The sequence below is a fragment of the Streptomyces sp. LMG1-1-1.1 genome, from assembly GCF_040815545.1.
Classification (GTDB): domain Bacteria; phylum Actinomycetota; class Actinomycetes; order Streptomycetales; family Streptomycetaceae; genus Streptomyces.
In genome coordinates this window covers 310,688-322,178 of the sequence record NZ_JBFPNH010000065.1, presented here as the reverse complement: position 1 = coordinate 322,178, position 11,491 = coordinate 310,688, and the positions used below count along the sequence as shown (strand labels likewise).

The window sequence follows — 11,491 nt, the reverse complement described above, 5'->3', positions numbered from 1 at the left end:
CCCCGGAGCCGCGGCGGACGCCGCGCCTTCGGAACCCTGTGCGGCCCGCGCGTCCCCGACACCGCCCGCGACGCGCCCGGCGTCGTCCCCGGCGTCCTCGGCGCGCTGCGCGTCCTGTCCGGGGCGCGCGTCCTCGGGGGCCTGCGCACCCCGTCCGACCTGCGCGTCCTGCTCGTCCCGCCCCGGTTCGCGCGCGGCCGGGACCGCCCCTGGGGCGCCGTCGGTCGCGGCCCCCGCGGCGACGTCCCGCCCGGGGTCCTTCGCCGTGTTCCGCGACTGCTCCGCCTCCGACATGCGTCCCCTCTGCGATCCCTGAAATTCGCCGCGTCTGCCGCTTCCCGCGCGATGCGGTAACCCGCCCTGGAAGAGAGCCCATTGTCCCTCACCTCGGGACGGGCGGCGCCCCCGGGTCCGTACTCCGGGATGACGACGCGTTCGGGCACCCCCGAGGTTCCCGCCGGAGCGGGGACGACCCGGACGTCCTGTCAGATGGGCGCGGCTCGCCACCCTTCGACGGCGGGCGGATGTCAGATCGGCACGATGTCCGGCGCGCCGAGGCGTGCGGCGTCGGCCGTCAGGTCGTCGGGCTGCCGCTGCGACTCGCGCTCCGCCTCCACCCTCTTGTCGTAGTGCTCCACCTCCTTCTCGATCTGGTGGGCGTCCCAGCCGAGGATCGGCGCCATCAGTTCCGCGCACTCGCGGGCGCTGAGCGTGCCCCGGTCGAAGGTCTCGATGGAGATCCTGGTCCGCCGGGTGAGGACGTCGTCCAGGTGGCGGGCGCCCTCGTGCGAGGCGGCGTAGACGATCTCGGCGCGCAGGTAGTCGTCGGCGGCGGCGAGCGGCTCGCCGAGGCCGGGATCCTCGGCGACGAGGTCGAGGATCTCCTGCGTCAGGGAGCCGTAGCGGTTGAGGAGATGCTCGATGCGGACGACGTGCAGGCCGGTGCGGGCGGCGATCCTGGCGCGCGCGTTCCACAGGGCGCGGTAGCCCTCGGCGCCGAGCAGCGGGGTGTCCTCGGTGACGCAGGGGGCGACGCGCTGGTCGAGCGCGTGCACGGCCTCGTCGACCGCGTCCTTGGCCATGACGCGGTACGTCGTGTACTTGCCGCCGGCCACGACGACCATGCCGGGGACCGGGTGGGCGACGGTGTGCTCGCGGGAGAGCTTGCTCGTGGCGTCCGACTCGCCGGCGAGGAGGGGGCGCAGGCCGGCGTAGACGCCCTGGACATCGTCCCGGGTGAGCGGGGTGGCGAGCACGGTGTTCACGTGCTCCAGGAGGTAGTCGATGTCGGCGCTCGACGCGGCGGGGTGCGCCTTGTCGAGGTCCCAGTCGGTGTCGGTGGTGCCGACGATCCAGTGGCGCCCCCAGGGGATGACGAACAGCACGGATTTCTCGGTGCGCAGGATGAGTCCGCTGGTCGAGTGGATGCGGTCCTTGGGCACGACCAGGTGGATGCCCTTGGAGGCGCGGACGTGGAACTGGCCGCGCTCGCCGATGAGGGCCTGGGTGTCGTCCGTCCACACCCCGGTGGCGTTGACGATCTGCTTCGCCCGGATCTCGTACGCGGCTCCGGCCTCGACGTCCTGGACGCGGGCGCCGACGACCCGCTCGCCCTCGCGGAGGAAGCCGATGACGCGGGCCCGGCTGGCGGCGTGGGCGCCGTAGGAGGCGGCGGTGCGGACGAGGGTGGTGACGAAGCGGGCGTCGTCCATCTGGGCGTCGTAGTACTGCAGGGCGCCGACGAGGGCGTCCTTCTTCAGGCAGGGCGCGACCCGCAGGGCGTTGCGGCGGGAGAGGTGCCGGTGGACGGGGAGGCCCCGCCCGTGGCCGGAGGAGAGGGACATCGCGTCGTACAGCGCGACGCCCGAGCCGGCGTAGAACCGCTCCCAGCCCTTGTGCTGGAGCGGGTAGAGGAAGGGGACGGGCTTCACCAGGTGGGGTGCGAGCCGCTCCAGGAGGAGTCCGCGCTCCTTGAGCGCCTCCCGCACGAGGGCGAAGTCCAGCATCTCCAGGTAGCGCAGGCCGCCGTGGATGAGTTTGCTGGACCTGCTGGAGGTGCCGGAGGCCCAGTCGCGGGCCTCGACGATGCCGGTCGAGAGCCCTCTCGTGACGGCGTCGAGCGCGGTTCCTGCGCCGACCACTCCGGCGCCGACCACCAGTACGTCGAGCTCGCGCTCGGCCATGGCCGCGAGCGCCTCGACGCGCTCGGCGGGTCCCAGTGTCGCTGTCCTCACGGCTGCTGCCTCCCGTCGTCCCCCGTCTGTTCCGCACGAACCGGACCCGTGTGTGGCCCGGCTCACAGACTTGATTCTGTCCCGGTCCGGTGACTTCAGCCACCGCCTCGCCGCCACCCTGTGGATAACACTCGGCGACCTTGAGGCGCACAATGCCGCATATCGGTCATATTTACGCCTAGTCTGACATTGCGCTCGACCCGTTCTGTCCACCGGGCTTGCGCGTCGCGTCCCCTCCGGCTACTGGGAAGGACGGCCCACCCCCCATGCCCGCTGATCTCGCCGTCATCGGCCTCGGCCACCACGGACTCCCCCTCGCCCAGGCCGCCACCGCCGCAGGCATCGACACCATCGGCTACGACACCGACCCACGCCCCGTCGCCGAACTCGCCGCCGGCCGCTCCCCGGTCGACGGCTCCCTCACCGCCCCCGAGATCCGCCGCATGCTCTCGGGAAGCTTCCGGCCGACCACCAACCCCGCCGAACTCGGCCGGGTCCGCACCGCCGTCCTCTGCGCCCCGACGCCCCTGGGCCCCGACCGCACCCTCGACCTCACCGCCGTCACCGAGGCGGCCCGCGCGCTCGCCGCCCGGCTGCGCCCCCACACCACCGTGCTCCTGGAGTCCCCCGTGCCGCCGGGCACCACCGAGGGCCTCCTCCGCGACGTCCTCGAAACCGGCTCGGGCCTCCGCGCCGGCCGCGACTTCCACCTCGCGTACTCGCCCGGCCGCCTCGACCCCGGCCGCCGCACCCACGGCTTCGCCGGCACCCCCAAGGTGATCGGCGGTCTCACCCCCGCCTGCACCGAGTCCGCCGCCGCCTTCTACGGCCGGCTCACCGACAAGGTGGTACGCGCGCGCGGCCCCCGCGAGGCGGAGACGGTCAAGCTCCTGGAGACCAACTTCCGGCACGTCAACATCGCCCTCGTCAACGAGATGGCGGTCCTCTGCAACGAGCTCGGCGTCGACCTGTGGGACGTCATCCGCTGCGCCGAGACCAAGCCGTTCGGCTTCCAGGCCTTCCGCCCCGGCCCCGGCGTCGGCGGCCACGGCGCCCCCGTCGACACCATCGGCGCCCACCGCCCGCTCCGCCTCGTCGAACTCGCCGGCCAGGTCAACGAGCGCATGCCGCGATACGTCGTCCAGCGCGCCGCCACCCTCCTGAACGAGCACGGCAAGTCGGCCCGCGGCGCCCGCGTCCTCCTCCTCGGCATCACGTACAAGCCCGACCTCCCCGACCGGCAGGGCTCACCCGCCGACGAGATCGCCCGCCACCTCATGGACCTCGGCGCGGCCGTCAGCTACCACGACCCCCACGTCCCCGACTGGCGCGTCCGGGAACTCCCCGTCCCCCGCGCCGACTCCCTCTACGAGGCCGCCGCCCACGCCGACCTGACGATCCTCCTCCAGCACCACCGCACCTACGACCTCCAAGGCCTCTCCGTCAAAGCCCAACTCCTCCTCGACACCCGGGGCGCCACCCCCGCCGGCGCGGCCCACCGGCTCTGAGGACGGCTCCGGCCGGAAATCCCTATGCCGCCGTCACATGCGGCTGCTAGCCTCCGGGACCACCGCGCGCACCGTTCCACGCGCGCACCGTCCCGGGGGCCCTTCGTGTTCTTCGCCATCGTGTGGTCGGCGGGGCACGGGCCCTGATCGGCTTCGGGCTGATCCTCGCGCCGCCGATCGCGGCACTCCTCGGCTGACGCCGTTCACGACCGACCGCACTTCACCGTTCCCTGGGGGATCACCACATGTCTCAGCCCGTTCCGCCGCCCGGCAACCCGTTCGCCGACGGCGCCGCCCCGCAGCAGTACCCGATGGCGCCGCCGCCCGCGCCCGCCCGGAACAACGTGGCGCTCGGCCTGGTGGCCGCGCTCGTCGCGGCGCTCGTCGCGGGCGGGGTGTACGGAGCCTTGATCGGCGGCATCGAGCGCGAGATCGGGTGGGCCGCCGTCGGCGTCGGCTTCCTCGTCGGCCTGGCGGCCGGGAAGGCCGGCGGCCGCAACCCCGCCCTGCCGATCGCGAGCGCGGTGCTCTCGCTCGGGGCCGTCTACCTCGGCCAGCTGGTGGGCATCGCGATCCTGGGGGCCAAGGAGCTGCACCTCTCCGCCACGGACCTGTTCTTCAACGAGTTCGGAGCGCTGACGGAGGCGTGGAACGCGGACAAGGACCCGCTGACCTTCCTGTTCTTCGCGCTCGCCGCGTTCGCCGCGTACTCCGGCGCCAAGAAGGCCGCCGGATAACCCGCGTACACGCCGAGGGGCCCCGCACCGGATCGGTGCGGGGCCCCTCGGTCGTGTGCGGAGCGGGTCAGCGCTTGTGCTGGGCGTCCGCGACGGTGACCTCGACGCGCTGGAACTCCTTGAGCTCGCTGTAGCCCGTGGTGGCCATGGCGCGGCGCAGGGCGCCGAAGAAGTTCATGGAGCCGTCGGGGCTGTGCGACGGGCCCGCGAGGATCTCCTCGGTGGTGCCGACGATGCCCAGGTCGACGAGCTTGCCGCGCGGCACGTCCTCGTGGACGGCCTCCATGCCCCAGTGGTGGCCCTTGCCGGGCGCGTCGGTGGCGCGGGCGAGCGGGGAGCCGATCATGACCGAGTCGGCGCCGCAGGCGATGGCCTTCGGCAGGTCGCCGGACCAGCCGACACCGCCGTCGGCGATGACGTGCACGTACCGGCCGCCGGACTCGTCCATGTAGTCGCGGCGGGCCGCGGCCACGTCGGCGACGGCGGTCGCCATCGGGACCTGGATGCCCAGCACGTTGCGGGTGGTGTGCGCGGCGCCGCCGCCGAAGCCGACGAGGACACCCGCGGCGCCGGTGCGCATCAGGTGCAGGGCCGCGGTGTACGTGGCGCAGCCGCCGACGATGACCGGGACGTCGAGCTCGTAGATGAACTGCTTGAGGTTCAGCGGCTCGGACGCGCCGGAGACGTGCTCGGCGGAGACCGTCGTGCCGCGGATGACGAAGATGTCCACGCCGGCGTCGACGACGGCCTTGGAGAACTGCGCGGTGCGCTGCGGGGAGAGCGCGGCGGCGGTCACGACACCGGAGTCGCGCACCTCCTTGATGCGCTGCCCGATCAGCTCTTCCTTGATCGGCGCGGCGTAGATCTCCTGCAGACGGCGGGTCGCGTTCGCCTCGTCCAGCTCGGCGATCTCGTCGAGCAGCGGCTGCGGGTCGTCGTACCGGGTCCAGAGACCCTCCAGGTTCAGGACGCCGAGGCCGCCCAGCTCGCCGATCCGGATGGCGGTCTGCGGCGACACGACCGAGTCCATCGGAGCGGCCAGGAACGGCAGCTCGAATCGGTAGGCGTCGATCTGCCAGGCGATCGAGACCTCCTTCGGGTCCCGGGTGCGCCGGCTCGGGACGACGGCGATGTCGTCGAACGCGTACGCCCTGCGGCCGCGCTTGCCGCGCCCGATCTCGATCTCAGTCACGATGTGTGGCCTTTCCCTCTACGTCTGCGCCTACCAGTATCCCCGACACAAGCGTGAGGGGCGGCTCCGGCCACATGCCGGAACCGCCCCCACGCGTCGCGCTGTGTTACTTCCTGCTGTAGTTCGGTGCCTCGACCGTCATCTGGATGTCGTGCGGGTGGCTCTCCTTGAGGCCCGCCGAGGTGATCCGGACGAACCGGCCCTTGGACTCCATCTCCGCGACGGTGGCGGCACCGACGTAGCCCATGGTCTGGCGCAGGCCGCCGACGAGCTGGTGCAGCACGTTGGACAGGGGGCCGCGGTACGGCACCTGGCCCTCGATGCCCTCGGGGACGAGCTTGTCGTCCGAGGTGACCTCCGCCTGGAAGTAGCGGTCCTTCGAGTACGACCTGCCCTGGCCGCGGGACTGCATGGCGCCGAGCGAGCCCATGCCGCGGTACGACTTGAACTGCTTGCCGTTGATGAACATCAGCTCACCGGGCGACTCCTCGCAGCCCGCGAGGAGGCTGCCGAGCATCACGGTGTCGGCGCCGGCGGCCAGCGCCTTGCCGATGTCGCCGGAGTACTGCAGGCCGCCGTCGCCGATCAGCGGGATGCCGGCGGCGCGCGCCGCGAGGGAGGCCTCGTAGATGGCGGTGACCTGCGGGACGCCGATGCCGGCGACCACGCGGGTGGTGCAGATCGAGCCGGGGCCCACGCCGACCTTGATGCCGTCGACGCCGGCGTCGATCATGGCCTGCGCGCCGTCACGCGTGGCGACGTTGCCGCCGATCACGTCGACGTTCACGCTCGACTTGATCTTCGCCATCCAGCCGAGGGCGTTGCTGTTGTGACCGTGCGAGGTGTCGACGATCAGGAAGTCCACGCCGACGGCGGCGAGCGCCTGGGCGCGCTCCAGCGCCTCGGGGCTCGCGCCCACGGCGGCACCGACGAGCAGGCGGCCCTCGGCGTCCTTCGCGGCGTTCGGGTACTTCTCCGCCTTGACGAAGTCCTTGACGGTGATGAGGCCCTTGAGGACGCCCTCGTCGTCGACCAGCGGCAGCTTCTCGATCTTGTGGCGGCGCAGCAGTTCCATCGCGTCGACGCCGGAGATGCCGACCTTGCCGGTGACCAGCGGCATCGGCGTCATGACCTCGCGGACCTGACGGCTGCGGTCGCTCTCGAAGGCCATGTCGCGGTTGGTGACGATGCCGAGCAGCTTGCCGTCCGGGTTGGTGACCGGGACACCGCTGATGCGGAACTTGGCGCACAGGGCGTCGGCCTCGGCGAGCGTCGCCTCCGGGTGCACCGTGATGGGGTCGGTGACCATGCCGGACTCGGACCGCTTGACGAGGTCGACCTGGTTGACCTGGTCCTCGACGGACAGGTTGCGGTGCAGCACGCCGACGCCGCCGAGGCGGGCCATGGCGATCGCCATGCGGGACTCGGTGACCTTGTCCATCGCCGCCGAGAGCAGCGGGATGTTGACACGGACGTTGCGCGAGATGCGGGACGAGGTGTCGACCGCGTTCGGGAGGACCTCGGACGCGCCCGGCAGGAGCAGCACGTCGTCGTAGGTCAGCCCGAGTGTCGCGAATTTCTCGGGCACTCCGTCGACGTTGGCAGTCATGACACCTTCCCAAATGGCCTTGATCGGTGCGGGATGTCCATGCTAACGGGCTTGAGCCGTGTCTCATTCCACGATCAAGATCGGTGGAAAGCTTTGGACGTTCACACGTGTACGAAAGGGACGACAAGCCCCGGCGAGTCTTACTGCTCGGCCAGGGCCCGCAGCCTGCTGAGCGCGCGGTGCTGCGCGACCCGGACGGCTCCCGGGGACATGCCGAGCATCTGCCCGGTCTCCTCGGCGGTCAGCCCGACGGCGACCCGGAGCACCAGCAGTTCGCGCTGGTTCTCCGGAAGGTTGGCGAGCAGCTTCTTGGCCCACTCGGCGTCGTCGCTGAGCAGCGCGCGCTCCTCGGGGCCGAGGGAGTCGTCGGGCCGCTCGGGCATCTCGTCGGAGGGCACGGCCGTGGACCCCGGGTGCCGCATGGCGGCCCGCTGGAGGTCGGCGACCTTGTGTCCGGCGATGGCGAAGACGAAGGCCTCGAAGGGCCTGCCGGTGTCCTTGTAGCGCGGCAGCGCCATCAGGACGGCGACACAGACCTCCTGGGCCAGGTCCTCGACGAAATGGCGGGCGTCGCCCGGCAGCCGGTTGAGGCGGGTGCGGCAGTACCGCAGGGCGAGCGGGTGCACCCGTGCGAGCAGGTCGTGCGTCGCCTGCGCGTCGCCGTCGACCGCGCGGCCGACGAGCGCGCCGATCTCCCCCTGCCCGGCAGGCATGGGGGACCTCACGGTCTCGTCGTCGCGCATCGCTCCATGGTGCCCCGACGCTTCCGCGTCCGCGGCACCGCGTCCGTAGTTGTGCACCGAAGCGTTATGAGCAGGTGCGCCGGAACTCATCTCCCGCGCCCTCCCCTCCCGCTCGATCGACTCGTCCCCGAGGAACTCCACATCTCAAGGATGCGTCATCCGGCGGGGAAGTGACACAAGCCGACCCCGTCCGCCCCGCGACGGACGCGGACTCGGACGGGGACATGGCGGGTGACCTGGGGTTTCAGCGGACCAGGCCCCAGCGGAATCCGAGCGCGACGGCATGGGCCCGGTCGGAGGCGCCCAGTTTCTTGAAGAGGCGCCTGGCGTGCGTCTTGACCGTGTCCTCGGAGAGGAAGAGCTCGCGCCCGATCTCCGCGTTGGACCGGCCGTGGCTCATGCCTTCGAGGACCTGGATCTCGCGCGCGGTGAGGGTGGGCGCGGCGCCCATCTCGGCCGAACGGAGGCGGCGCGGGGCGAGCCGCCAGGTCGGGTCGGCGAGCGCCTGGGTGACGGTGGCCCGCAGTTCGGCGCGCGAGGCGTCCTTGTGCAGATAGCCACGGGCACCCGCGGCGACCGCGAGGGCGACGCCGTCGAGGTCCTCGGCGACCGTGAGCATGATGATGCGGGCGCCGGGGTCCGCGGAGAGCAGCCGGCGGACGGTCTCCACGCCGCCCAGACCGGGCATGCGTACGTCCATCAGAATCAGGTCCGAGCGGTCCGCGCCCCAGCGGCGGAGGACTTCCTCGCCGTTGGCCGCGGTGGTCACGCGCTCGACACCGGGCACGGTCGCGACCGCGCGGCGGAGCGCCTCTCGGGCAAGCGGGGAGTCGTCGCAGACGAGGACGGATGTCATGCGTGACCTCCGCGGCTCTCGCAGCTGTAGCGCGTCACCTTGAGCCTCCAGGGCTGTACGTAATCGTCACCTGTGCGATTGACGCTCTCGGACACCTGCCCGATCGCTTCTTCCTTCAACCGCCTCCGCACTCTCAACGACGGTCACTCGAAAGAGTTACGGGTCGGACGGAGGCCTTCGGCACTCTACGTGAGGGCCTGCACACGGAGGAGAGCGCCACAGGGTATCTGCCCCCACTTCGAAAGCTATGCCCCATTTAGCGGGTTTTCTTCCCTTTTCGTAGTGTCTGTGGCTAGATTCGCAATGAGTCATATTTACATCTACTTCGACAGTAGGTGTACCGACCCAGACCTGACGGGGACCCGAAGGAGCCCCGTCGATCAGCCATCCACCCGCCCACCTATCCGTTCGACACGGTTTCAAGGGGACAAGCGCAATGGCAGATTTCTCCCGCCTTCCCGGACCCAACGCCGACCTGTGGGACTGGCAACTGCTCGCGGCCTGCCGCGGAGTCGACAGCTCCCTGTTCTTCCACCCCGAGGGAGAGCGCGGCGCGGCACGGAGTGCGCGTGAGAACTCGGCGAAAGAGGTCTGCATGCGGTGCCCGGTACGCGCGGAGTGCGCGGCACACGCACTCGCCGTGCGGGAGCCCTACGGTGTATGGGGCGGCCTCACCGAGGACGAACGCGAAGAGCTCATGGGACGCGCACGGAACCGCCTGATCTCGGCGGCGCCGACGACCGCGTCGGTCACGTCGGCCACGGGCACGGCGCCCATGACTCCCATGACAGCCATGACGACATCGGCGGCCGCGGGCCGGCCGACCGCGGAGCACATGTGAAGGAACGTTTCTTCAACTAGGCCCCGATCCGGCGGCCACGCCCACGCGCGCGTCGGGCGGCACCTACGCGCGCGTGGCGGCCCGGGTCAGCTCGTCCAGCGTGGCGGCGACGGCCGGGACCTGAGCAAGGTCGGGCAGCGTGAGGGCCACGATCTCGCGCTCCACGGCCGGCTCGACGGTGACCGTCCGCGCGCCCTTGGGGCGTACGGACTCGATGGCCAGCTCCGGCAGGACGGCCACGCCGAGGCCGGCGCCGACCAGGCCCACCACCGCCGGGTAGTCGTCGGTGGCGAAGTCGATGCGGGGGGTGAAGCCCGCCTCCTCGCAGACGTCCACGAGCTGGCGGCGGCAGCGCGGGCAGCCGGCGATCCAGGACTCGTCGGCGAGTTCCGCGATGCCGACCGCGTCCGCCCCGGCGAGCCGGTGCCCCTCGGGCACCAGGCCCACGAGCCGGTCGGCGAGCAGCGGCCGCACGACGAGGTCGTCCCACTCGGCCTGCCCGGCGCCGTACCGGAAGGCGAGGGCCACGTCGCAGTCGCCCTCGCGGAGCATCTCGATGGAGCGCGGCGGTTCCGCCTCGACGAGGGAGACCCGGGTGCCGGGGTGCGCGGCCCGCAGCGCGGCCAAGGCGGTGGGGACGAGCGTGGAGCTGCCGCTCGGGAAGGAGACGAGACGGACGCGGCCGGCCCGGAGCCCCGCGATGGCGGCGACCTCCTCCTCGGCGGCGGTGAGCCCGGCCAGGATGCCGGAGGCGTGCCGCACCAGGACCTCGCCGGCCTGGGTGAGGCGCATCTCGCGTCCCGTACGGATCAGCAGCGGGGTGCCGGCGGAGGCTTCGAGGGCCTTCATCTGCTGGCTGACGGCGGGCTGGGTGCAGCCGAGTTCGCGCGCGGCGGCCGAGAAGGAGCCGGTGGCGGCGACGGCGCGCAGGACGCGGAGGTGGCGTGCCTCGATCATGCGCCCAAGCATAAGCGAATCTTGGGTGCAGCGGAGAATATTCGACCACGACTTTGGGTTGGATGCCCTTAAGGTGCGGCCATGACCTTGCTGAGTGTGAATGTGGGCCGTGCCCGGGCGGTGGAGTACACCGACTCCGCGTCGGGTACGACGGGCATCGACAAGCGCCCCGTCGACGGACCCGTACGGATCGAGGACCCCGGGCCGCCCGGTGTCGGCGCCGGCGGCGTCGCCGGGGACAGCGTCTGCGACCTGCGCTTCCACGGCGGCCGCGACCGGGCCGCGTACGCCTTCGCCCGCGAGGACCTGGACCGGTGGGAGGCCGAACTCGGCCGCCCCCTGGTCAACGGCTCCTTCGGCGAGAACCTCACCACCCTCGGCCTCGACGTCAACGGGGCCCTGATCGGCGAGCGCTGGCGGATCGGCGACGACGTGGTCCTCGAGGTCACCGGCGGCCGCATCCCCTGCCGTACGTTCGCGGGCTTCCTCGGGGAGAAGGGGTGGGTCAAGCGGTTCACGCAGTCGACGGCCGGACCCGGCGCGCTGCTGCGGGTGATCGAGCCCGGCGAGGTGCGGGCCGGCGACCCGATCACGGTCGTGCACCGGCCCGACCACCACGTCACCGTCGCGCTCCTGCACCACGCCGCCACCGCCGAACGCACCCTGCTGCCCGAGACCTTGGCCGCCGCCGAGTGGATGGAGTCGGGGCTGCTCGCGCTGGCACGCCGGTACGCGGACGCGTACGGCGACGGGCGGGGCGGGGCGGACGGTGGTGGGGGCAGCGGGGCGGACGCCGCTCCGTAGCCGCTCGGCG

At 72.0% G+C, this 11,491-nt stretch carries 9 protein-coding genes and 2 pseudogenes; 4 read left to right on the top strand and 7 right to left on the bottom strand.

Translation table 11 applies throughout. The features are described from left to right. Together MRBLMG1_RS32695 and MRBLMG1_RS32690 are read right to left on the bottom strand one after the other, a co-directional pair. Positions 1-294: pseudogene (locus MRBLMG1_RS32695) on the bottom strand (serine/threonine protein kinase); the annotation flags it as partial. 233 nt (positions 295-527) lie between these two features. Beyond that, positions 528-2,234: a glycerol-3-phosphate dehydrogenase/oxidase gene (locus tag MRBLMG1_RS32690; protein WP_367827751.1), complete on the bottom strand. Its 1,707-nt coding sequence runs from the start codon at positions 2,232-2,234 to the stop codon at positions 528-530. Between the two features lie 266 nt (positions 2,235-2,500). Here MRBLMG1_RS32690 and MRBLMG1_RS32685 point away from each other — a divergent pair, with 266 nt between their 5' ends. Next, positions 2,501-3,742 carry a nucleotide sugar dehydrogenase gene (locus MRBLMG1_RS32685; RefSeq protein WP_367827750.1) on the top strand — a complete coding sequence of 414 codons (1,242 nt, stop codon included), beginning with the start codon at positions 2,501-2,503 and terminating at the stop codon, positions 3,740-3,742. 245 nt (positions 3,743-3,987) lie between these two features. Continuing rightward, on the top strand, positions 3,988-4,479 hold the full coding sequence (locus MRBLMG1_RS32680; RefSeq protein ID WP_367827749.1) for a hypothetical protein: 492 nt from the start codon (positions 3,988-3,990) through the stop codon (positions 4,477-4,479). A gap of 67 nt (positions 4,480-4,546) precedes the next feature. Here the strand turns inward: MRBLMG1_RS32680 and MRBLMG1_RS32675 are convergent, their stop codons facing one another. The 4 genes from MRBLMG1_RS32675 to MRBLMG1_RS32660 all read right to left on the bottom strand — a co-directional run bounded on the left by MRBLMG1_RS32675 (position 4,547) and on the right by MRBLMG1_RS32660 (position 8,879). Next, entirely contained in the window at positions 4,547-5,671 is a 1,125-nt protein-coding gene (locus MRBLMG1_RS32675; RefSeq protein ID WP_367827748.1) for a GuaB3 family IMP dehydrogenase-related protein, read from the bottom strand. A 106-nt stretch (positions 5,672-5,777) separates the two neighbouring features. Further along, complete coding sequence (gene guaB / locus MRBLMG1_RS32670) at positions 5,778-7,280, bottom strand: IMP dehydrogenase (RefSeq protein WP_367827747.1); 1,503 nt, start codon at positions 7,278-7,280, stop codon at positions 5,778-5,780. Positions 7,281-7,420: 140 nt separating this feature from the next. After that, positions 7,421-8,023, bottom strand: coding sequence for a sigma-70 family RNA polymerase sigma factor (locus tag MRBLMG1_RS32665; RefSeq protein WP_026058283.1), 603 nt, complete (start codon positions 8,021-8,023; stop codon positions 7,421-7,423). A 244-nt stretch (positions 8,024-8,267) separates the two neighbouring features. Further along, positions 8,268-8,879, bottom strand: a complete 612-nt coding sequence (locus MRBLMG1_RS32660; RefSeq protein ID WP_003948568.1) for a response regulator transcription factor — start codon at positions 8,877-8,879, stop codon at positions 8,268-8,270. Between the two features lie 436 nt (positions 8,880-9,315). Here MRBLMG1_RS32660 and MRBLMG1_RS32655 point away from each other — a divergent pair. Next, positions 9,316-9,645 (top strand): annotated as a pseudogene (locus MRBLMG1_RS32655) (WhiB family transcriptional regulator); the annotation flags it as partial. A gap of 138 nt (positions 9,646-9,783) precedes the next feature. On the opposite strand, the gene MRBLMG1_RS32650 reads toward MRBLMG1_RS32655, so the two are convergent. Continuing rightward, entirely contained in the window at positions 9,784-10,677 is an 894-nt protein-coding gene (locus MRBLMG1_RS32650; protein WP_367827746.1) for a LysR family transcriptional regulator, read from the bottom strand. Positions 10,678-10,758: 81 nt separating this feature from the next. On the opposite strand from MRBLMG1_RS32650, the gene MRBLMG1_RS32645 reads away from it, so the two are divergent. Next, positions 10,759-11,481 carry an MOSC domain-containing protein gene (locus tag MRBLMG1_RS32645; protein ID WP_367827745.1) on the top strand — a complete coding sequence of 241 codons (723 nt, stop codon included), beginning with the start codon at positions 10,759-10,761 and terminating at the stop codon, positions 11,479-11,481. Positions 11,482-11,491 lie beyond the last annotated feature (10 nt).